Origin of the sequence: Shewanella sp. 6_MG-2023 (assembly GCF_030547195.1) — a bacterium.
GTDB lineage: Bacteria > Pseudomonadota > Gammaproteobacteria > Enterobacterales > Shewanellaceae > Shewanella.
The window spans coordinates 60,969-82,922 of record NZ_JAUOQU010000010.1 but is presented as its reverse complement, the minus strand read 5'-3'; the positions used below and the strand labels follow the sequence as shown (position 1 = coordinate 82,922).

The following is a 21,954-nucleotide window of genomic DNA, read 5'->3' as shown; positions in this document are numbered from 1 at the left end:
TATCAGCCTTACTGCATATATTGGGACAGCTAACTAAAATACAAGGGCTGATCAAAAAAATTATTAAAAATATCTTAAGTAAATATGCCGTGACCTCATTTTGTATATTGCATACAATCTATCCATACTTGCTTGCTTTACTAATCCACCCCTTGGATATTATGCATAATTACTATTATTAGGAATGATTTTGCCAAACACTTCTCTTGCCTATATCTATGGTTTAGTTGCCGTTTTACTTTGGTCGACAGTCGCGACTGCATTTAAAGTCGCGCTAAGTTTTTATACACCCTTACAATTGGTATTTGTTGCAGTGCTCACCTCTATTATTGCATTGAGTGTGATTATCCTATGGCAAAGAAAGCACACATTAATGCTGCGACAATTTAAACGTCGCCCAGGATTTTATTTGCTTAGCGGTATTCTGAATCCGTTTCTTTATTACTTTGTGCTGTTTGAAGCTTACGATTTGCTTCCAGCTCAACAAGCCTTATCCCTTAATTACACTTGGGCGATTTTATTGCCCATTTTAGCTGTCCCTTTGCTGGGTCATAAGCTCACAAAGGTTGATGTCATTGCCGCGCTGATTGCCTATAGCGGCGTTTACATTATCGCAACCGGCGGCAATATCACCGCATTTAACTTTGATAGCCCTAAAGGGATTGCTTTTGTATTAAGCAGTACGGTGATTTGGTGCTTATATTGGGTAACCAATACCAAGGATGACGGCGATGCCACTGTAAGCTTATTACTTAGCTTTTTAATTGGTTTACCTTTAGTGACTATTGCCATGCTAATCCATCAACCCATAAGCGACTTTAGTTGGCAAGCGCTAACTGCTGGAGTGTATGTGGGGCTATTTGAAATGGGTATCACCTTTGTTTTATGGCTTATGGCACTTAAAAGCACCGAGAAAACCTCTAACATCACCACGCTTGTATTTTTAACCCCTGTGCTGTCTGTTGGGTTTATCGCGCTAATCTTAAAAGAGCAAATCGCCAGCAGTACCTATATTGGTCTATGCTTTATTTTAACGGGGTTAATATTGCAAAAGGTAATCCCACAGCTGTTGAGAAAATCCAGTTTAAAGATCAGCCATAAGCATAATAAGTAGCAGTGGTTAAAGCATTTTACGATATTTAAACGATTAAAATTTAAACTTTATTGTCAACATGGCAGTTAGTTGCTATTAATAAGGTGTGCAGTTAATACGGTGTACAAGATACAAAGGATGCTTCAAGGAGGAGATTGGCAATGGGAATGCCGAGATGGAATTTAAGTGACACCACTGAAAATAAAATTCGCAGCTATAGCTTAATGCTTACCGCGGCTATTATGCTTTATGAATATCTCAACGGTGATATCTCAACCCAATACCCCGCCATGTATATATGTATTTTTGTTTTTCCTGCGGTCTACTTCACTAATAGCATACAAGAAAAGTACTTCCCGCTTATCATGGAGTATGTTCAAGCAGCTAGGCTTGTAAGCATATTTATGACGCTGAGCAGCTTTTTGATTTGGTGTTACACCACTTATATACGTTTATCTACTCCTGCGATTTCCAGCCATGGGCTATACCTGCAATAATCCTATAACGGCAATAACCTCTGGCGACAATAACCTCTAGCGGCACATTTCAAAGCTGCTGCTATTTCAGTGCTCAAAAAAACAAAAAAAGCACCGAGGTGCTTTTTAAGTTTTAAGCGCAAATCAAGTCAGTTTGTCACTCACAGCATCGTCAGCTTCAAATCTGGCTTGGGTTAGTTTATTTTAGCTGCGAGAAGTATAATCACCAGTTGCCAACCACTTATAAGTCGTTAGTGCATCAAGAGCCATTGGTCCGCGAGCATGTAGCTTTTGGGTACTGACCGCCACTTCAGCCCCTAAACCAAATTGCGAGCCATCCGTAAAACGGGTGCTTGCATTGACATATACCGCTGCTGAGTCTACTTGATTCATAAAGTGGCAGGTCGCATTAATATCGTCAGATAAAATCGCTTCAGAGTGACCGCTAGAGTGTTGACGAATATGGGTAATTGCTTGGTCAATATCAGTCACAATCTTAACCCCAAGTGTTAATGACAACCACTCAGTACTGAAGGTTTCATCCGTTGCAGGATGAATATCAAACTGACTTGCTGCAAATAACTGCTGCGTTTTTTCACAAGTATAAAAACTCACGCCTAATGCCGACATCTGCGTAAACAAATCTGCTAAAAACTCAGCCGCAACAGCTTCGTGAACCAGTAAGGTATCTAAGGCATTACACACTGTTGGACGCTGCACTTTTGCATTAATGATCACCTCAGCACTGCGAGATAAATCCGCTGATTTATCAAGGTATAAATGACAAATACCAATGCCGCCTAAAATCACCGGAATACTGGCTTTTTCAGCGCAAAGGCGTTGTAAGGTTTGGCCGCCGCGAGGAATAATCATATCCACATATTGGTCAAGGCGCAGTAAGCCAGTCACTAAGTCGCGATCGGTAGAGTTAATCAGCTGCACAGCATCTTCAGGTAAACCTTGTAATGTCAGCGCTGTGCGGATCACCTCACTTAAAACTTTATTTGAGGTTAAGGTTTCTTTACCGCCACGAAGGATCACTGCATTACCGGTTTTTAGTGCTAGTACGGCAATATCAACAGTGACGTTAGGGCGTGCTTCGTAAATCACCCCAACAACTCCCAGTGGCACTTTGCGTTGAGTTAAACGTAAACCGTTATCTAATAACTGGCTAGCTGATTCACTGCCCACAGGATCGGCAAGATTAATCACATTTTCAATATCAGCAATAATGCCAGCTAATCGCTCGCTATCTAGCAATAATCTATCGATCATCGCATCGGTTAAACCATTGGCTTTTGCTGCCTGCACGTCTTGGTCGTTCGCCGCTAAAATCGCTTCGGTATTTAGCGTTAGTTGCTCGCTAATACAACGAAGCAAAGCGTTTTTGTTTTGGCTCGATAAATTAGCAAGGGCAAAGCTTGCTGCTTTTGCTTGCTTACCTAGCGTGGTTAAATATTGCTGCTGTGACATGTTTTCGTCCTTTAATTTATTCACTATCTAGTACCACCATGTCATTACGATGTATTGCTGCTACGCCGTAATCATAGCCAAGTAATGTTTCAATCTCGTTGGAGTGCTTTCCTGCAATTATCGTTAATGCTTTAGCACAATAACGGCTCATGCCTTTAGCAAGCACGTGACCTGATTTATCGGCAATCAACACAGTTGCGCCACGTTCAAATTGCCCTTCTACGCTGACAATCCCTTTAGGCAATAAGCTGCGACCATTTTCAACGACCGCTTTACAGGCGCCACCATCTAATATCAGCCGCCCTTCTGTTGCAGGGCCAGCTAAAATCCATTGTTTTCGGCTTTCAAGGGGATTTTTAGTGACACTAAAATGAGTGCCGACCGATTCTTTACTGACTACTTGTGAAATCACATTAGGCAAATGACCTGAAGCAATGACCACTTCAACACCTGCTCGCCTAGCCACATCGGCCGCTTCTAACTTAGTCGCCATGCCGCCAGTGCCTAAACCTGAAACTGCGCCACCCGCTAACAAGCGTAAGTTATCATCAATATTGACCACTGAAGTAATTAACTTGGCATCGGGGTTATTGCGTGGATCGGCATCAAATAAGCCGATTTGATCAGTCAATAACACTAATAAGTCAGCATCACATAATAATGCGGCCCTAGCTGATAAATTGTCATTGTCGCCCACTTTAATTTCATTGGTGGCAACGGCATCATTTTCATTAATAATCGGAATAATATTATTATCTAACAATGCATTGAGTGTATCTCGAGCATTTAGATAGCGTTCACGATCATGTAAGTCGGCGCGGGTTAACAATAACTGTCCCACGTGCAAACCATAAATACTGAACAGTTCTGACCAAGCTAAAATAAGCTGACTTTGACCCACGGCGGCTAATAATTGTTTATTGGGCATAGTATCGGGCAATACGGGGTATTGCAGATGTTCGCGACCAGCCGCTATTGCGCCAGATGTGCACAATACAACTTCAATACCTGAACGCACAAGCACAGACATTTGTCTGGCCAGTTCCACCATATGTGCTTTATCGAGCTTGTTACTGCCCGAAGTTAAGACACTGGTACCTAATTTTACGACGACCCGCTTGTAAGTCATGACTGCCTTTTCAAACTCAAAAATATTGACTGAAATATTTTTATACCTAATTCAGCGAATAATTCATAGTAAAGCCCATAATTGAGTAAACAAATACTATATTTATTTGTTATACAGCATAAAAAAGGGCTATGCATTGCATAACCCTTAACAAAAATCACTAATTTATCATTGCTGCTTAATTACAGCTTGATAACCCACACATGACCTTACTCAGCAGGTGTTATGGCGAGCAAAGCCAAGGTTAACCCCAAATAAACTTAGCTAAAAATAGTGCCGCAATAAACAAGATACCAAGATTTAACTCTTTAAAACGGCCAGTAAGTAGTTTAATCACCGCATAAGAGATAAAACCAAACCCTATGGCATTAGCAATTGAAAAGGTTAATGGCATCAATAAACACACAATGACCACAGGCGCCGCTTCTGTTAAGTCTTCCCACTCAACATTGACTAAGCCAGACATCATCAAAATCGCCACATAAAACAAGGCGCCACTGGTAGCATAAGCGGGTACCATGCCGGCAAGTGGGGCAAAAAATAATGCAGCAATAAACAACAAACCGACGACAACAGCGGTTAAGCCAGTACGGCCACCGGCGCTAACGCCTGCCGTGCTTTCAATATAACTAGTGGTCGTTGATGTTCCTAACGTCGCCCCTGCGATGGTGGCTAAGCTGTCTGCACTTAAGGCGCGTTTCACTCTTGGTAAACGCCCTTGTTCATCTAAAAATCCGCCACGCTGCGCGACTGCAACCAAGGTGCCTGAGGTATCAAATAAATCCACAAACAAGAAGGCAAATATCACTGAAATCATACTGATTTCAAGCACTGCGGATAAATCCATTTTCATGAATGTCGGTGCTATCGATGGTGGCATCGACATAACGCCGTTATAACTCACTTCACCAGCTAACAATGCAATGGCTGTGACAATGAAAATACTTAATATCACCGCCGCTTTGTAGCCACGCTGTACCATAGCAATGATCAAGAAAAACCCCACCGCAGCCATCACAGCTGAGAATGAAGTGATATCCCCCATAGTGACTAATGTTGCCGGACTTGCCACCACAATACCGGCGCTTTTAAGGCCAATAAAGGCCAAGAACAAACCGATACCCGCGGCAATACCTAATCGCAGACTCATTGGAATACTGTTAACTATCCATTCTCTAATTTTCACCAAAGATAAAATTAAGAAACAAATACCAGACATAAATACTGCGCCAAGTGCAGTTTCCCAGCTATAGCCCATTTCGCCGACAACGGTATAAGTGAAGAAAGCATTAAGCCCCATACCCGGCGCTAATGCGATGGGGTAATTGGCCACTAAGCCCATCACTAAACAGCCCACTGCCGCGGCTAAACAAGTGGCCACAAACACTGCACCATGATCCATGCCGGCATCAGCTAACATCATAGGGTTAACAAAAATAATGTAAGCCATGGTGAGAAAGGTAGTGAGACCCGCGACAACTTCTTGTTTTAAATTCGTTTGATTATCTTTGAGTTTAAACAGTTTCTCTAACATGAAGCCTTGTTCCTTGAAAAGGGGGTGTAATTGGCTGCTATAGCCGCTACTGGCTAATTACAGTCAAAATCAGAGGTGAATTAATTCGTTCGGATTATAGGTACTTATAAGGTTTATAGCCATGTTAGATAACTAAACACTTATATTCGTATGAAAGACAATTTAACTCAATGAAAAGCCAGTGGTTGATAAATTTCAGGCAAAAAAAATGCCTACTCAAAAGAGTAGGCAGACAAGTTAAAAGTTTTCCGTATGGGGAGAGGAAAACTGCATCACAATTAAGTGATAAAACTTAAAAAGTAAATTGGCAATAGAGAACCAATTTACTTGTTGTCTAAAACCGCCCAAAGGCGACAGAAAAAAGGGTTGATACGGTAAATCAATGAATAAGGAGGGTTAGCCCTTAAACGTCATGGCATAAATGCCAAAAGACAGAACAGCTGGATTTAACCAAGTGCCTTGTCCATAAATAGTATAGCTGTCTGTAGAAGACATAATCATACTCCAAATAAAGTTGCGAAAACCTAGTCTTGCTTGGCTCGGTTCCTTGGAACAAACTTTTCTCAATCCATTGAGACAACTCATCACTCGATTCCTTGGAGACTATATCCATCCTGGATTAACTAGAATTGGAAAGCACCGTCGCTGTCCAACGAGAGGAATAATACCAAAGTGTAATTTTATTACAAGTATTTATTTAATTATTTTATATTTCAATCAAAAAATGAAATAAAAGCACACTTGTATGACAAATTAAGAATTTAGAGTTCTCATTAGTAAACAATCAACCACTAAATAGCACAATATATAGTGGTTGAGCAAAAAACAAACTACACATTGCCGCCCAAAACGCTTTGTAATAAAGTTACCAAAGGCGAGGCTGTGGGTTTCCCATACAAACTATGGCCTTCTGTGGCACTACCGGCAATATCAAGATGCGCAAAAGGCAATGGCATGGCAGAGCCTGTGCCATGTTGGCCCAAGCCTGAAGCATTAATTAAAAATGCTGCGGGATATTGATGGCCTCTGGCAGTAATGGCAGAAGGGCCGTTATTAGATGACAATAACTCCCCTTGGCCAGAGATATTATGTACCTTGGCAAAATCATCATGACGCAAACTAGATAACTCAAATGGTTCGCCCCATTGCTCAGCAATGCCAGCTAGGGTGTGACCCATACCAGCTTGTTGTGCCACTTTGTTCTCGACTAGTGCGGTATAGCCGCCATAACAGCGCACCACATGGCCGGTTAAGGTTGCCACAGAAAATACTTGCGGCTTAATTGCTGTCATTGCCTGAAGTCTTAAGTGAGATAATAAGTCTGCCAGCACTAAGCGCCCTTCGGCATCAGTATTACCAATACGCACTCTAACACCGCCATGGCTGGTAATGATTTCATCAGGAACAAAGGCATCGCTGCCAATACTGTTTCGCACCAAACCTAACTCTGCTATCACTCTAATGCCTTTGGGCTTTAAGATAGATAAGGTTTTCATTAAGCCTGCCACCGCTGCAGCGCCGCCTTTATCTCGGCTCATACCCGCCATGCCACCGGCGACTTTAATATCTGCGCCGCCAGTATCGTAAATAACTCCTTTACCAGCAAACAAGTAGGTGCGATCAATGGCGCCCTCTGCCACATATTCCAGTTTAACCACGCGAGGTTGATGCCGAGGCACATTAAATGAGGCTCTCCCTACTGCGCAAAGCAGCGGGTAATCGCGCTCTAACTCTTCACGTTCTTCAATGACTCTGATTGCTAAACCACTGTCTTTTAGCGCCTCAACGCAATAATCAGCAAATGCTGGCGCCGCCATTCTTTCTGGCTCAGTGCCGCATAGATCCCTTGCCAAAATCTTACCGGCTTCGACAGCATTGAGCAGGCCACTGCAATTGTCGCTGCCAAGCAAACCAATGGCGCTAAATGCTGGGGTAATTGCTGTGGCTTCTCGCAGCTCCAGTGATTGCCATAGTTCCTGACCACAGGCAAGTGCAGCAACCTGTTTAGCAAATTGATAGCGCTTATCTTGGCTGGTTTCTACCACCAACAGCGGTTGTTTTGCTCCCGCAGCCTTAGCAATAACAACGCCTTCTCTAGCTGCTTTGGCAAACACACTCACATCACTGTATTCATTAGTGGCATTAACAACTGGGGCGACAATCAGTCTGCCACCCGCAAGTCCGGGCGCCAGTAACAATGTTGCCGACTGACCAATGCGCTGATCGATTTGTTTCGCATGCTTGGCGAGTATTTTTATTTCATCTTGGGCAATGGCGGCTAAATCGGTGGCGACTACCACTACGGCGTCCCAGCCATGGCCTTCAAAAATGGCTTGATCATTTGCTACATCAACGATATTGACTTGAAACATGGGGCATCCTTTTTAAATAGATTGTTATTATTGCTTGCTAATCAGTAATTTCAGGTGCTGAATCACAAATCATAACGACCAATGGTGGTTAAAGTATATAAGCTTAGCTTTACGATAGAGTTAAAATATATTTACAAAAATTAATTTAACCCAGCCTCTCTACTTGCTCTAGGTCACTACTTAGTAACGACAATATGGTAAACTTCAGCGCATCTATTCCCACATTCATAGCATTTAGGGAGTCTTCGTGACCGCCATTAATCAATTATATCCCCAGCCATTATGGCAATGGTTTGAACAAATTTGTGCGATTCCGCATCCATCCAAGTTTGAACAAGCACTTAGTGAACATATCCAGCAATGGGCTAAATCGAAAGGTTTGCCTGTCGTCGAAGATAAAGTCGGTAACTTGATCATTAAAAAGCCAGCGTATGCTGGAATGGAAGAACGCAAGACTGTGGTATTACAAGCCCACATTGATATGGTTCCACAAAAAAATGCCGATAAAGTGCATGATTTTGAAAAAGATCCTATTGAAGCCTATGTAGATGGCGAATGGCTAAAAGCCAAGGGCACCACCTTAGGTGCTGATAACGGTATTGGTATGGCTTCAGCGTTAGCAATTCTTGGCGCTGACGACATTAAACATGGTCCATTAGAAGTGCTGCTTACCATTGATGAAGAAGCGGGCATGACTGGCGCTTTCGGCCTTGAAGCAGGTTACCTTGATGCTGATATTTTAATTAATACTGACTCAGAGCAAGAAGGCGAAATCTACATGGGTTGCGCTGGCGGTGTTGATGCACAGCTAAGCGTTCCTATGTCATGGCAAGCACCTGAGCAAAGCAATGCCAGCTTTAGCTTAACCCTTTCAGGTTTAAAGGGCGGCCATTCAGGCGTCAACATTCATTTAGGTCGCGGCAATGCCAATAAATTATTAGCCCGTTTCTTATTTAGTTATGGTGATGATTTACAAATTGAATTAGTTAACTTCACTGGCGGCTCTTTACGTAATGCTATCCCCCGTGAAGCTAGCATCAACTTTATGCTGCCAAGCGAAAATAAAGCCAAGCTTGAGCAAGCCATTGCTCAATATCAAGCGATTGTTCGTGAAGAGCTGGCAATTGCTGACCCTGACATGTTGCTAACACTTGCAGCCATTGACGCTCCAGCAAAAGTCATGAGTGAAGATGCGCAAAATACCTTAATCGATTTACTGCACGCCTGCCCTAACGGCGTAATGCGTATGAGCGATGAAGTTGAAGGTGTGACTGAAACATCGCTTAACGTCGGAGTGATTAACACTGACAACGAATCTGTTGAAGTGCTATGTCTTATCCGCTCATTGATTGACTCAGGCCGAGTGCAAATTGAAACGCAATTAACGGCATTAGCAAACCTTTCAGGTGCTAGCATTGATCTATCAGGCGCTTACCCTGGTTGGAAGCCTGATAATAGCTCACCAGTGATGGCCATTGTCCGTGAAACGTATAATGATATTTATAAGAAAGACCCGACGATTATGGTTATCCATGCCGGTCTTGAATGTGGACTATTTAAAGAACCATACCCAACCATGGATATGGTCTCTATTGGCCCAACCATTCGTTTCCCACATAGCCCAGACGAAATGGTGAACATCACCACTGTTGGCCAATATTGGGAACTACTGCTTGCGGTACTAGAGCGTATTCCAGCAAAAGACTGAGCTTTAACTCTCTATTAAATTACGCGCTTAATAAAAAGGCTGCTCTATTCTTGATATAAGAAAAGGCAGCCTTTTTGTTTCTAGCGATAATCACTAGAACTGCAAATCTAATTGCTCGCTATTATCATCTGTAACCACTTCTGGCTGGCTATTATCAGCTAAACCAACACTGACACCGATTAATCTTATACCTCGGCCATTGGCCCGCTCTAGTGCTTGAGTTAACAATGTCTGGAATAAGTTAAGCGACATTTCATCACTGCGATGCTCAATGGTAGTTTGCTTGAAATCGTTAAATTTAAGTTTTACTACCTGTTTATGAATTTGCCGGTCTTTAGCACTGCGATGCACCCGGCTAATAAGCTCTTGGATTAACTGCGGCATGACATTGCTGCATTGCTCTATAGTAAAAATATCTTGGGCTAAGGTGGTCTCAACCCCAACCGACTTTCTGATACGATTTGGGCTTATTTGACGTGTATCGATACCTTGAGTGCGCTCAATTAACACGCGGCCAAATTTACCAAAACCGCTGATGAGCTTGTCACTCGGGTAGCGCTGCACGTCTTCACAGGTTTCAAGCCCGAGCGCTGCAAGCTTAGCCGAGGTTACTTTTCCCACCCCAGGGATTTTACTTAAGGATAATGATTTTATAAACGAAGGGATCTCAGCAGGCGTGATCACATATTGACCATTAGGCTTATTTAAGTCAGAAGCTATTTTAGCTAAAAACTTAATCGGTGCGACTCCCGCGGAAGCAGTAAGCCCGGTTACCGTAAAGATTTCAGCTCTGATCTGCTCAGCAATTAAGGTGGCGCTACCTTTACATGCATCACAATCAGTAACATCAAGATACGCCTCGTCCAATGATAACGGCTCAACTAATTCTGTATAACGATGGAATATTTCACGGATTTGCAGCGAAACCGCTTTGTAAACCTCCATCCTGCCTGGCACCAATATCAAATCTGGGCAGAGTTTTAATGCCTGATAACTCGACATAGCAGAACGAACGCCATATTTACGCGCCTCATAACTACAGGTACTGATAACACCACGGCGATCGCTGCGCCCACCTACAGCAATAGGTTTACCACGCAATTGTGGAAAATCACGCATTTCAACTGCGGCATAATAGCAATCCATATCAATGTGGATAATTTTACGCATGGCGTTTTCATAAAGAAGTCACTGAATGACATCATGATACTGTATATAAAAACAGTGTTCAAATTAAACCTTTATCACCAGTCGCGTTGAAAGCTTCAAATTACAAAATAGCGCTAATTTGCAATACAAATAAATAACAGTAAGAACACTAAACATCAGACAACACAAAAACAAAATCAACATTACATGATGCAAATCACTAACTTTTTTATGAGCTTAGGGTATATTTTGATTTATAAGCAGGTACAATCAAACAAAAATAATAATACAATTAGGTGAGTTATGAACAAGTTTGGCTTTAAAGCGAGTTTACTATTTGCGTTAACAATTCTATTAGCTTTCGCCTTGATCATTAGCGGGCTGGTCACTCACCAATTATTAAAACAACAAATAACAGACAAGCTGACAACCGACATCCACCACCAAATAAAAACCAAAGTCAGTGAAATAGAAAGCTCATTTAATCGCACCACTTCCGCGGTAACTGAACTCGCGAGTCTATACCGTCATAACAATGTGGATGCCGGCCATGTCGCCATGACTCAATACACAGCGAAATTAGGTGGCGTCTCTAAAGTCATTATGGGGTTTGATGATGGCCAATCCTTTGCCTCTATTGCTTCAGAGTCTTTTCCTGACGGCGTCGGTGTAGTCGATAAATATGATCCCCGCACTCGTCCTTGGTACCAAAACGGCAAACAAAAAAATACCTTGTCCCTCAGCGAAGTGTTTTTTACCCGTACAGACGGTATACCTATGGTCGGGGTTATGCACCCAATTGATGGCGGGATCATCATGGCGGATTTACGTTTTGACTACTTGCAACTGCAACTACAAGCATTAGCAGATATTGAAGGTGCCACTGGCTTTATTATTGATAAAAATGGCTTAGTGTTAGCCTCTAATTCAGCCTTAACTAATCAAAAAGACAATATCAGCAGCAATAGCCAACTAAGCGAGATCTATCAAAGTATTCTCGGTCAGGATAGCTCATGGGCGCTCAGTGATATAAATGACGTTAGCACGATTATTGCTAGTCAAAAAATCCCTTTAATTGATAACAACCAATGGTATGTGATTGTCACCCTCGATGAAGCAACAGCTTTCGCACCGCTTGTTAATGCCACATTAAAACTCAGCGGCATCATATTATTGGTACTTGGCTTATCTGTTGTGGCGTTATTAATACTACTGAATAAGCTCTATCAACCGATTAATGAACTACGTGACTTAGTCACTGGCTTATCTCAAGGTAATGGTGATTTAACCCGTCGTTTGGAAGTCAAAAATGATGACGATATCGGAAAAATTTCCCTCGGAATTAACGCCTTTATTTCACAACTACAAACCATGTTGTTAGCCATCAATAAATCGACAATTAAATTATCTACCGGTATTGATAAGCTGCAGCACTATAGCCAAAACAGCGAACAAATTTTGACAGCCCATACCAATGAAACAACCCAAATTGTGACCGCCATTGAAGAGCTATCAAATACCGCTGTCACTGTGGTTGAGAATACCGAAACCGCAGCCAAGCATACTAATGAGGCTAATATTACTGGCGAGCAATCACTGAAGACCATTAACTTAACCCAAGTGGGTATCCAAGGTTTAGCTGCTGAAATCCATCAAACTGCTGGTAATGTCGAGCACATGAATAATGAAACCAGCAGTATTCAAAGCATTGTTGATGTGATTGGGAGTATTGCAGAGCAAACCAACCTGTTAGCGCTTAATGCCTCGATTGAAGCTGCAAGGGCCGGAGAGCAAGGGCGTGGTTTTGCTGTGGTTGCAGATGAAGTGCGCGCCCTTGCCAGTCGCACCCAAACAAGTACCAGTGAAATTGAAATCGCGCTGGCAAAATTAAAAGCTGAAGCCACTGCGGTGGTGGCGGCCATTGGCAGTACTGAACGAGCCTGCTCAGACACGGTTACTGAGGTCAGTAATACTTCTGATAATTTACAAACCATGAGTACTATTGTTGCTCAAATCAATGCCCTCAATAGCCAGATATCCACTTCAGCAAATGAGCAAAATATTGTTATTCAGGAAATTAATCGAAGCATGCACCAAATTCACGATATGGTTGAAACCTTAAATGATGAAGGCATTATGCAGCGAAATGAAACGGATAATATTGCCACAATCAATGTGGAGCTAACCAATATGATTAATCAGTTCAAACTATAGCGTTACCAATTTATAACGCTTAAAAATCCCATAAAAAAAGCCTAACTCAGTTAGGCTTTTGTTTTGTAGCAAACTCAATGATTACATTTTGGTTTGCAGATAATTTTGTAAACCAACGCGATCAATTAATCGAATTTGTTTTTCTAACCAATACATGTGATCAGATTCAGTATCATCAAGTAGTACTTCTAAGATTTCACGGGTTTGGAAGTCGCCTTTTACTTCGCATAAAGCGATGACTTCACGTAAATGATCAGCAACTTGATATTCGTAGCTCAAGTCATTTTTAAGCATCTCTTCTACGTCTTTACCGATGTTTAATGCTTCACGACTTGCAACATCTGGCGTGCCTTCCAAGAAAAGAATGCGTTGAACTAACTTAGCAGCATGGGCTTTTTCGTCATCTGACTCATGTAAGATGCGCGTATAAAGCTCATCAAATCCCCAATCTTCGTACATGTGTGCATGTACAAAGTATTGATCCATCGCTGACAACTCACCGGTTAATAATGCATTTAAAGCTGCAATAACTTCTGGATTACCTTTCATGATAATGTCCTATTAATCTTTAATTTGTGATTGAAGATAGTTCTGAATACCGGTTTGGTTAATCAGCTCTTTTTGGGTTTCAATCCAGTCTAGATGCTCTTCTTCATCTTCAAGTAAATCTTCTAATAAATCACGAGTAACGTAATCGCGCTCTGTTTCACAAAGCTTAATCGCCTCTCGTAAAACGACCAACTGCTCGACTACCGCTTGCTGATCACAATCAAACATTTCTTCGCAATGCTCACCAATGCGTAACTTGTCTAATTGTTGAAGGTTAGGTAAACCTTCCAAAAACAATACCCGCTCAATTAACTTGTCTGCATGTTTCATATCTTGAATAGATTTTTTATATTCTTTCTCATTGAGGTTTTCGAGTCCCCAATGCTTGAACATACGCGCGTGAAGAAAATATTGATTAATGGCAGTGAGCTCACATGTCAGTACACGATTAAGCTGACTAATTACTTTTGGATGGCCTTTCATGATTTAGTCCTTAAATGCTAGATTGATCTGGATCAATTTCGACCAGCATAGTACATGTGACTTCAAAAAACAATTCCCCTTTATTATCATAAACTTAGTCATTGATAACTATTATCATTATAACTTAGGTTCTTATCTCGCTTCAGCATTTTCACGTTTGAATATTTCTTAATAGAATCACATCTCTAGCTAATTTTGCTGGTTTTTAATAGTGACAATAATCACACTAGTAAGGGTAAATGTTAGCTGTAATTAGTTTTGTAAATTTTGTAACAGTCGTAAAAAAGCCCACTTGAAAGTGGGCTTAAAGTTAATGCTGGCGCACTAGATAATCCGGTTTTGATTCAGTTTTGCTTCTCTTTCAGCTTCAGCCATGCGGCGTTTGCGTTTATCGCATGGGTCATCACAATCACAAGCTTTCTCAATACCCAAAACACCTAAACCACCACAACTGCCTTCAACCGCCTTGCGCTTCACGATATAGCCCACGGACATTAATAAAAAAAATAATAACAACACCACAAATGCTGCGATAAAAGTACTCATCATATTCTCCAAGCTAAATTGGTCATCAAATAAATCTTTAAATGCCATTAACGAATGTAAGGTGCAAACGACTCACTATAAAATACGTCATAATCATCGTCGTCTTTTTCAATCAGCATAACTGGCAGTTTCTCACGCTCAGCTAACGCTAAAGACTCTTCCGTACCTAATACCATCATTGCAGTTGCATAAGCGTCTGCAGTCATACTACTAGGGTGCAAAACGGTTACTGACGCTAACTTATGCTTTATTGGATAACCGCTTCTAGGGTCAATTAAATGCGAAAAACGCTCGCCGTTTTCTTCATAATAAATTCTGTAATCGCCAGATGTCGCTAGCGCCATATTACCAGGCTCTATCACCTGTTGAATAGCCGCCCCTTGGCTCGAAGGTTTCTCAACTGCAACACGCCATGGGCTGCCGTCATTTTTAACACCTTTAACGCTAATCTCACCACCAATTTCCACTAAGTATCCCTCTACTTGGTATTTATTGAGTAGTGCAGCAATTTTATCGACACCATAGCCTTTAGCAAGGGAAGATAAATCAATGTAGAGATCAGGGCTTAACTTGGTGACAGTTAAATCTTTGACACTAAAACCATGAATATCCGATTTAGCTTTCATCTCGGCAATCGTTTCAGCGCTTGGGATCGCTGTTGGGCGCTTATCAGGACCAAAGCCCCATAGGTTAACTAATGGCCCTAAGGTAATATCCAGCGCGCCTTGAGTCGTGTCGTAAAGGCGTAAGCCTTCATTTAAAACCTTGGCTGTATCCGCTGAAACTTTCAGGCGTTGATTAACACCTAGCTGGTTAAAACGTGATAGTTCTGACTTCGGTCTGTAAGTGGACATTTGATCATTAACTAACTCAAGAGCGATATCAATTTCAGCTTGTAGTAGTTGAGTGGTTGGCAGGCGCTCATTACGTACCACTTTTATATGATAAGTGGTCCCCATGGTATTGCCTGACAGTGACACTATCTTATCTTCAGTTCCACAGCCGACTAAAATCAACAAACCAAAAAATACTGCCAGCGTCTTCATCGAAATTTTTATCATGTAAATGTTCAAATTCTCAATTTTTATATGGTTAATGTTTAAATCATTCTTAGCTAAAGCAACAGTGGCTAAAGCAACAACGACTAAACTACAAAGTCCCTAAAATAAAAATTGCAGCTAGCTTAACAATGGTGACCACCGTGTCAGCTAGCTGCAATTTATGACGTTCAATGTCTTTTGCAAAGGGTTAGCAGTTAGTCACTAACCACCAAAGTCATCGAGTAAGATGTTTTCATCTTCAACGCCTAAGTCTTTAAGCATACCAATTACCGCAGCATTCATCATTGGAGGTCCACACATGTAGAACTCACAATCTTCTGGTGCGTCATGGTCACGTAAGTAGTTTTCGTACAATACGTTATGAATAAAGCCTGTGTAGCCATCCCAGTTATCTTCCGCTTGCGGATCAGATAACGCAACATGCCACTTAAAGTTTTCATTCTCAGCCGCTAAGCCATCGAAATCTTCTACGTAGAACATTTCACGCTTAGAACGAGCACCATACCAAAAACTCATCTTACGTTTAGACTGTAAACGCTTAAGTTGGTCAAAGATATGTGAACGCATTGGCGCCATACCTGCACCACCACCGACAAACACCATTTCAGCATCGGTATCTTTAGCAAAGAACTCACCAAATGGACCAGAAATCGTTACTTTGTCACCTTCTTTGAGGCTCCAAATAAACGATGACATCTTACCGCAAGGTAAAGTTAAGTTTCTTGGCGGCGGCGTAGCGATACGCACGTTCAACATGATGATGCCAAACTCTTCTGGGTAGTTAGCCATTGAGTATGCACGAATAGTTTCTTCATCAACCTTAGATTCTAAGTTGAAGAAACCAAAGTGTTCCCAGTCGCCACGGTATTGCGCTGGTACATCAAAGTCAGCATATTTAACGTGGTGAGCTGGGGCTTCAATTTGAATATAGCCACCCGCGCGGAACGGCACAGACTCACCATCAGGGATTTGCAGCTTAAGCTCTTTAATGAACGTCGCTTTGTTATCGTTAGAGATAACTTCACATTCCCATTTTTTGATGCCGAAAATCTCTTCATCAAGTTCGATTTCCATGTCAGTTTTAACGTTAACCTGACAGGCTAAACGACAACCTTGACGTGCTTCACCTTTGCTTATGTGATCAAGTTCAGTAGGCAGAATATCACCACCACCAGACTTAATGTTTACCCGACACTGACCACATGAGCCACCGCCACCACAAGCACTTGAAACGAAAATACCATTGTTAGCTAGTGCGCCGAGCAGCTTGCTACCAGCACCGGTTTTAATTGCTTTTTCGCTATCATCATTAATTGAGATAGTGATATCACCACTGGCTACTAGTTTAGATTTAGCAAATAAAATCACTAATACTAAAACCAGTACAATCGCGGTAAACATACTCACACCTAGATAAACATCTATCGGAGTAGCTTTAAGAATATCCATTAACTTATCCTTTAAGGTTCAAATTAATACGTCGTACGGGTGTCTTAAAGAGACACACCTGAGAACGACATGAAACCTAGCGCCATTAAGCCAGAAGTGATGAAGGTAATACCTAAACCACGTAGCCCTTTAGGCACATCAGAATACTTCATTTTCTCACGTAGACCGGCAAGCAATACAATTGCTAATGCCCAACCAACACCTGAGCCGATACCGAATACCAAGCTCTCGCCAAGGTTATAATCACGCTCAACCATGAATGAAACCGCACCAAAAATTGCACAGTTAACCGTGATCAATGGTAAGAAAATACCTAATGCGTTGTACAAAGGTGGAAAGTACTTATCTAATGCCATTTCCAGAATCTGTACTAATGCAGCAATAACACCAATAAAGGTAATGAACTTCAAGAAGCTCAAATCTGCATCAGGTACACCGGCCCAAGCTAATGCGCCAGGAGCCAGTAAACCTTGATAGATGATTTGGTTAACAGGCACTGAAATTGCCAGTACCACAATTACCGCAACACCTAGACCCATAGCAGTGGTGACTTTCTTTGATACCGCCAAGAAAGTACACATACCGAGGAAGAAGGCTAACGCCATGTTCTCAATGAAAATCGAACGAATTAACAGACTAATATAATGTTCCATTGCGCCTACCCTTTTGCTTCTACTTGCTCTGGCTTATAAGTACGGATAATCCAGATCAGCATACCGATCAAGAAGAACGCACTTGGAGGAAGAAGTAACAAGCCATTAGGCTGATACCAACCACCGTCAGAGATTTTGCTGAGGATTTCAACGCCGAACAATGAACCATTACCGAGTAGTTCACGGAAGAAACCAACTGATAATAGGATGGCGCCATAGCCTAAGCCATTACCAATACCGTCCATAAAGCTCATTAGAGGCGGCGTTTTCATTGCGTATGCTTCTGCGCGACCCATTACAATACAGTTGGTGATAATCAAGCCAACAAATACTGATAATTGCTTCGCTACGTCATAGGCGTAAGCTTGCAATACTTGGTCTACAACAATTACTAATGAAGCAATAATTGTCATTTGCACAATAATACGAACGCTGCTTGGAATATGATTACGTAGTAACGAAATAAATAAGTTCGAACACGCGGTCACCGCAGTCAATGCTAATGTCATAACAATAGCCGTTTCCATTTTAGCGGTAACAGCCAGTGCACTACATACACCCAGAATTTGCAGAGCAATTGGGTTGTTATTAATGATAGGTCCAGTCAGAACCTGTTTAAGTTCTTTAACGTCAGCCATTAGCCTAGTCCTCCATTGCGTGCTTTTTCGATAAAGCGTGCAAAACCTTCTTCACCTAACCAAAACGTTAGCGAGTACTGAACACCGTTACTGGTCAACGTCGCACCAGATAAGGCATCAACACCGTGAACTGAAGATGCAATTGTCGGGATCTTAGTGACTTGAATAGCTAAGTCGCCATTGTCGTCATAAAGTTTTTTACCTTCCCACTTAGCAATCCACTGAGGGTTTTGAACTTCACCACCTAGGCCCGGTGTTTCACCAGAACCAGTGAAGTCGTAATACACTAAGCTGCGAATGGTATTCATATCCGCTTCAACCGCTAAGAATGCAAACATGGTTGACCATAAACCGTAGCCTTTAACAGGAATAATCACGGTTTGTAGTTCATTGTTGTCATCTTTAACTAGATAAACAACACCTTGATTTGCAACGCGCTTAACAGAGGCAATGTCATTTTCAGGCTTAAAAGACGTTGCAGGCGTACGTGCCGCTTTTTCAACATCAAAAGTATCAGCATCACCTTCAACAAACTCACCGGTTTTTAAATCAACAAGACGAGCTTCAACGTACTTACCATACTTTGCAATAATAACGTCTTTCTCAACTTTGCCAGCTTTAGTATCCACTAAACCTGCCGCTTCAAGAATGTACTTTTGCTTATCTAGCAATTTATTCTCTTGCTGAATTGGCTTAAGTAATACTGCTGCAGTTGATACCAACATTGAGCAGATAAAACACAGGCCGATTACAACAAATAATGTTTTGCCGATTGATTCTTTATTACTGGCCACGAGCAATCCTCCGCTTCACATTTGCTTGAACCACGAAATGGTCAAATAACGGTGCAAATAAGTTAGCAAACAGGATGGCTAACATCATTCCTTCAGGGAACGCTGGGTTAATGACGCGAATAAACACTGCCATTGCACCAATTAAGATACCGTAAGCCCATTTAGCATTGTTAGTGAAAGACGCAGAAACTGGGTCCGTCGCCATAAACATCATACCGAAGGCAAATCCACCTAAAACAAGATGCCAATACCAAGGTGTTGCAAACATTGCATTAGTGTCGCTACCGATAAAGTTAAGTAGGTAAGAAACTGCAATCATGCCCAACATCACACCTGAAATAATACGCCATGAGGCGATACGGGTATAAACGATAACTGCACCACCTAGCAAAATAGCAAAGGTAGAGACTTCACCCACGGAACCTGGAATGAAACCTAAGAAGGCATCCCACCAGTTAGCGCTAGTATATTCAAACGTGCCCTGTGCAGCTTGGCTCAATGCCGTAGCACCAGAGAAACCGTCAGCCACAACCCATGTTGTGTCACCTGACATGCTTAACGGATACGCAAAGAATAAGAATGCACGACCCGCTAACGCTGGGTTTAAGAAGTTACGACCTGTGCCGCCAAACACTTCTTTTGCAACCACAACACCAAAGGTAATACCCAGTGCAACCATCCATAATGGAATAGTTGCTGGTAAGGTCAGCGCAAATAGAATGGAAGTTACAAAGAAACCTTCGTTAACTTCATGGCCACGTACAGACGCGAATAAGACTTCCCAGAAACCACCAACGGCAAAAGTCACCGCATAAATAGGTAGGAACCAACAAGCGCCATACCACATCAGTGCAGGCACACCTGAACTTGCGGTTAATTCAGTACCAAATAGGCTGAATAGGCTGACTTGCCATACATCAGGAGTTGCAAAGCCAGCCATCAGCGCATCTTGAGCTTGCAAGCCAACGTTGTACATACCAAAGAACATTGCCGGGAAAGTACAGGCCCAAACCGTAATCATCATACGTTTTAGATCAAGGCTGTCACGCACGTGCGTGGTGCCTTTGTTTACTTTACCTGGAGTGTAAAACACAGTAGCAGCCGCTTCATAAAGGGCGTACCACTTCTCGTACTTGCCGCCTTTTTCAAATTGCGGTTCAATACGCTCGATAAAATCTTTCAAGCTCATTAGCCTTCCCTCTCGATCGTATCTAAACAATCACGCAGATATGATGCATAGTCATACTTGCCTGGACATACGAAGGTACACAATGCCAAATCTTCTTCATCTAGCTCTAGTGCGCCCAGTGCAGCAGCACCGTCATAATCACCAGAAACAAGATCGCGAAGTAACATTGTCGGTAAGATATCTAATGGAACAACACGTTCATAGTTACCAATTGGCACCATGGCACGATCTGAACCACCCGTAGTTGTGGTCATATTGAACAGACCTGTACGGTTTAAGTGACCTAAGAATGCGCGAGTGATAGAGAACTTATCAGCACCAGGCATAGCCCAACCAAATAATTCTTTTTCATTGCCTTCTTTCAACAAGCTAAGTTGTTGATGATAGCGACCTAAATAGCCATGAGGACCCGCCGCTTGGCGCCCGCTTAATACTGAACCTGAGATAACTCGAACATTGTCAGTTTCAATTTCTCCAGCAGTTAATTCAACAGTGCTAGCACCTAATACTGTACGAACTAAACGTGGGTTTTTAGCTTCAGGGCCAGTAATCGCAATAACACGTTGAGTGTTAAGTTCACCTTGAGTGAATAATTGACCAACAGCAATCACGTCTTGGTAGCCAATATGCCAAACCGTACGTGTTGCAGAAGCAGGAAGAAGATGATGAATGTGAGTGCCCACTAGGCCAGCAGGATGTATACCTGCAAACTCTTCAACTTGAGCATTGCCAGAAGGGATATCAGCACCAGGCGCTTTAGCAAGGAAAAGTTTGCCTTCTGTTAATTTCGCTAGTAGCGTCAAGCCGTTAGCAAAATCATCTTTATGCTCAGCAATCACTACAGCAGGATCTGCAGCAAGTGGTTGAGTATCAATTGCGGTGACGAAAATACCAGCAGCGACTGAATCAACAGCAGGTACTTTACTGAAAGGGCGAGTTCGTAAAGCTGTCCAAAGACCTGATTCAATCAAGTTTTCTCTGACAACGTTAGCATCTAACGTGTTAAGTTTATCAGCACTATATTGAGTAAAGCTGACTTTATCATCACCTTCAACGCCAATAACCACTGACTGAAGTACACGTTTCGCACCCCGGTTAATTTCTAATACAGTACCACTAGCTAAAGCAGTATATTTAACGCCAAGGTTCTTTTTATCTTCAAAAATCACCTGACCTTTCAAGACTTTTTCGCCAACCTTGATTTTCATCGTTGGACGTAAGCCAATATACTCTTCACCCAAAGTCGCTACGTTCTTAATGGCTGGGCCATTATGGATAACTTGCTCAGGGCCACCTGCTAGAGGTAGTTCCAATCCTTTCTTTATTGTAATCATATCCACAAGCACTACGTTTGAAGGAAAGACAATGCGCCGCGTTCCTACCCAAAAGAAAACAAAGTGTTAACAAACACTTCAGTGTTGAGCTAGCGCAGATTTATCACGAA

19 protein-coding genes are annotated in these 21,954 nt (G+C 42.1%); 4 read left to right on the top strand and 15 right to left on the bottom strand.

Features of this window, described 5'->3' with window-relative positions:
• Window positions 1-190 precede the first annotated feature (190 nt).
• Together Q4533_RS08055 and Q4533_RS08050 are read left to right on the top strand one after the other, a co-directional pair.
• Window positions 191-1,114, top strand: a complete 924-nt coding sequence (locus Q4533_RS08055; RefSeq protein WP_303460054.1) for a DMT family transporter — start codon at window positions 191-193, stop codon at window positions 1,112-1,114.
• A gap of 146 nt (window positions 1,115-1,260) precedes the next feature.
• Window positions 1,261-1,590, top strand: a complete 330-nt coding sequence (locus Q4533_RS08050; RefSeq protein WP_241904024.1) for a hypothetical protein — start codon at window positions 1,261-1,263, stop codon at window positions 1,588-1,590.
• A 183-nt stretch (window positions 1,591-1,773) separates the two neighbouring features.
• On the opposite strand, the gene Q4533_RS08045 is transcribed toward Q4533_RS08050, so the two are convergent.
• From Q4533_RS08045 to Q4533_RS08030, 4 genes are all read right to left on the bottom strand, one after another.
• Entirely contained in the window at window positions 1,774-3,042 is a 1,269-nt protein-coding gene (locus tag Q4533_RS08045) for a glutamate-5-semialdehyde dehydrogenase (RefSeq protein WP_303502572.1), read from the bottom strand.
• 16 nt (window positions 3,043-3,058) lie between these two features.
• Window positions 3,059-4,171, bottom strand: coding sequence for a glutamate 5-kinase (gene proB, locus Q4533_RS08040; protein WP_303502571.1), 1,113 nt, complete (start codon window positions 4,169-4,171; stop codon window positions 3,059-3,061).
• 244 nt (window positions 4,172-4,415) lie between these two features.
• A complete protein-coding gene (locus Q4533_RS08035; RefSeq protein WP_076542805.1) occupies window positions 4,416-5,705 on the bottom strand; it encodes an NCS2 family permease in 1,290 nt (429 codons plus the stop codon).
• An 830-nt stretch (window positions 5,706-6,535) separates the two neighbouring features.
• Window positions 6,536-8,077 carry a leucyl aminopeptidase family protein gene (locus Q4533_RS08030; RefSeq protein WP_303502570.1) on the bottom strand — a complete coding sequence of 514 codons (1,542 nt, stop codon included), beginning with the start codon at window positions 8,075-8,077 and terminating at the stop codon, window positions 6,536-6,538.
• A gap of 247 nt (window positions 8,078-8,324) precedes the next feature.
• On the opposite strand from Q4533_RS08030, the gene Q4533_RS08025 reads away from it, so the two are divergent.
• Entirely contained in the window at window positions 8,325-9,785 is a 1,461-nt protein-coding gene (locus tag Q4533_RS08025) for an aminoacyl-histidine dipeptidase (protein WP_303502569.1), read from the top strand.
• 93 nt (window positions 9,786-9,878) lie between these two features.
• Here the strand turns inward: Q4533_RS08025 and dinB are convergent, their stop codons facing one another.
• A complete protein-coding gene (gene dinB, locus Q4533_RS08020) occupies window positions 9,879-10,955 on the bottom strand; it encodes a DNA polymerase IV (protein WP_102437949.1) in 1,077 nt (358 codons plus the stop codon).
• 282 nt (window positions 10,956-11,237) lie between these two features.
• Here dinB and Q4533_RS08015 point away from each other — a divergent pair, with 282 nt between their 5' ends.
• The gene (locus Q4533_RS08015; protein ID WP_303460060.1) at window positions 11,238-13,148 is read left to right on the top strand and encodes a methyl-accepting chemotaxis protein; all 1,911 of its coding nucleotides are present in this window, start codon (window positions 11,238-11,240) and stop codon (window positions 13,146-13,148) included.
• Window positions 13,149-13,229: 81 nt separating this feature from the next.
• Here the strand turns inward: Q4533_RS08015 and bfr (Q4533_RS08010) are convergent, their stop codons facing one another.
• The 10 genes from bfr (Q4533_RS08010) to Q4533_RS07965 form a co-directional block, all read right to left on the bottom strand.
• Complete coding sequence (bfr, locus tag Q4533_RS08010; protein WP_102437953.1) at window positions 13,230-13,697, bottom strand: bacterioferritin; 468 nt, start codon at window positions 13,695-13,697, stop codon at window positions 13,230-13,232.
• A 12-nt stretch (window positions 13,698-13,709) separates the two neighbouring features.
• Window positions 13,710-14,180: a bacterioferritin gene (gene bfr, locus Q4533_RS08005; protein WP_102520116.1), complete on the bottom strand. Its 471-nt coding sequence runs from the start codon at window positions 14,178-14,180 to the stop codon at window positions 13,710-13,712.
• A 324-nt stretch (window positions 14,181-14,504) separates the two neighbouring features.
• Complete coding sequence (nqrM, locus tag Q4533_RS08000; RefSeq protein WP_076542875.1) at window positions 14,505-14,726, bottom strand: (Na+)-NQR maturation NqrM; 222 nt, start codon at window positions 14,724-14,726, stop codon at window positions 14,505-14,507.
• Between the two features lie 47 nt (window positions 14,727-14,773).
• Window positions 14,774-15,772, bottom strand: a complete 999-nt coding sequence (locus Q4533_RS07995; protein WP_303502579.1) for an FAD:protein FMN transferase — start codon at window positions 15,770-15,772, stop codon at window positions 14,774-14,776.
• 216 nt (window positions 15,773-15,988) lie between these two features.
• The gene (gene nqrF, locus Q4533_RS07990) at window positions 15,989-17,236 is read right to left on the bottom strand and encodes an NADH:ubiquinone reductase (Na(+)-transporting) subunit F (protein WP_102437959.1); all 1,248 of its coding nucleotides are present in this window, start codon (window positions 17,234-17,236) and stop codon (window positions 15,989-15,991) included.
• Window positions 17,237-17,280: 44 nt separating this feature from the next.
• Window positions 17,281-17,889, bottom strand: coding sequence for an NADH:ubiquinone reductase (Na(+)-transporting) subunit E (gene nqrE / locus Q4533_RS07985; RefSeq protein WP_076542779.1), 609 nt, complete (start codon window positions 17,887-17,889; stop codon window positions 17,281-17,283).
• A gap of 5 nt (window positions 17,890-17,894) precedes the next feature.
• Window positions 17,895-18,527, bottom strand: a complete 633-nt coding sequence (locus Q4533_RS07980; RefSeq protein WP_076542777.1) for an NADH:ubiquinone reductase (Na(+)-transporting) subunit D — start codon at window positions 18,525-18,527, stop codon at window positions 17,895-17,897.
• Window positions 18,527-19,321 carry a Na(+)-translocating NADH-quinone reductase subunit C gene (locus tag Q4533_RS07975; RefSeq protein ID WP_102437960.1) on the bottom strand — a complete coding sequence of 265 codons (795 nt, stop codon included), beginning with the start codon at window positions 19,319-19,321 and terminating at the stop codon, window positions 18,527-18,529. The genes Q4533_RS07980 and Q4533_RS07975 overlap by 1 nt, the downstream gene beginning before the upstream one ends.
• Entirely contained in the window at window positions 19,311-20,510 is a 1,200-nt protein-coding gene (locus Q4533_RS07970; RefSeq protein ID WP_102437961.1) for an NADH:ubiquinone reductase (Na(+)-transporting) subunit B, read from the bottom strand. The genes Q4533_RS07975 and Q4533_RS07970 overlap by 11 nt, the downstream gene beginning before the upstream one ends.
• The gene (locus tag Q4533_RS07965) at window positions 20,510-21,844 is read right to left on the bottom strand and encodes a Na(+)-translocating NADH-quinone reductase subunit A (RefSeq protein WP_303502568.1); all 1,335 of its coding nucleotides are present in this window, start codon (window positions 21,842-21,844) and stop codon (window positions 20,510-20,512) included. The genes Q4533_RS07970 and Q4533_RS07965 overlap by 1 nt, the downstream gene beginning before the upstream one ends.
• Window positions 21,845-21,954 lie beyond the last annotated feature (110 nt).

What these genes read in the sequence shown, in the direction of transcription:
- Q4533_RS08030 (WP_303502570.1), bottom strand. Translation starts at nt 8,077, where the DNA reads ATGTTTCAAGTCAATATCGTTGATGTAGCAAATGATCAAGCCATTTTT.
- Q4533_RS08035 (WP_076542805.1), bottom strand. Translation starts at nt 5,705, where the DNA reads ATGTTAGAGAAACTGTTTAAACTCAAAGATAATCAAACGAATTTAAAA.
- Q4533_RS07980 (WP_076542777.1), bottom strand. Translation starts at nt 18,527, where the DNA reads ATGGCTGACGTTAAAGAACTTAAACAGGTTCTGACTGGACCTATCATT.
- bfr (WP_102437953.1), bottom strand. Translation starts at nt 13,697, where the DNA reads ATGAAAGGTAATCCAGAAGTTATTGCAGCTTTAAATGCATTATTAACC.
- proB (WP_303502571.1), bottom strand. Translation starts at nt 4,171, where the DNA reads ATGACTTACAAGCGGGTCGTCGTAAAATTAGGTACCAGTGTCTTAACT.
- nqrE (WP_076542779.1), bottom strand. Translation starts at nt 17,889, where the DNA reads ATGGAACATTATATTAGTCTGTTAATTCGTTCGATTTTCATTGAGAAC.
- nqrF (WP_102437959.1), bottom strand. Translation starts at nt 17,236, where the DNA reads ATGGATATTCTTAAAGCTACTCCGATAGATGTTTATCTAGGTGTGAGT.
- Q4533_RS07970 (WP_102437961.1), bottom strand. Translation starts at nt 20,510, where the DNA reads ATGAGCTTGAAAGATTTTATCGAGCGTATTGAACCGCAATTTGAAAAA.
- dinB (WP_102437949.1), bottom strand. Translation starts at nt 10,955, where the DNA reads ATGCGTAAAATTATCCACATTGATATGGATTGCTATTATGCCGCAGTT.
- Q4533_RS07995 (WP_303502579.1), bottom strand. Translation starts at nt 15,772, where the DNA reads ATGAAGACGCTGGCAGTATTTTTTGGTTTGTTGATTTTAGTCGGCTGT.
- Q4533_RS08050 (WP_241904024.1), top strand. Translation starts at nt 1,261, where the DNA reads ATGCCGAGATGGAATTTAAGTGACACCACTGAAAATAAAATTCGCAGC.
- bfr (WP_102520116.1), bottom strand. Translation starts at nt 14,180, where the DNA reads ATGAAAGGCCATCCAAAAGTAATTAGTCAGCTTAATCGTGTACTGACA.
- Q4533_RS07965 (WP_303502568.1), bottom strand. Translation starts at nt 21,844, where the DNA reads ATGATTACAATAAAGAAAGGATTGGAACTACCTCTAGCAGGTGGCCCT.
- Q4533_RS08045 (WP_303502572.1), bottom strand. Translation starts at nt 3,042, where the DNA reads ATGTCACAGCAGCAATATTTAACCACGCTAGGTAAGCAAGCAAAAGCA.
- nqrM (WP_076542875.1), bottom strand. Translation starts at nt 14,726, where the DNA reads ATGAGTACTTTTATCGCAGCATTTGTGGTGTTGTTATTATTTTTTTTA.
- Q4533_RS08015 (WP_303460060.1), top strand. Translation starts at nt 11,238, where the DNA reads ATGAACAAGTTTGGCTTTAAAGCGAGTTTACTATTTGCGTTAACAATT.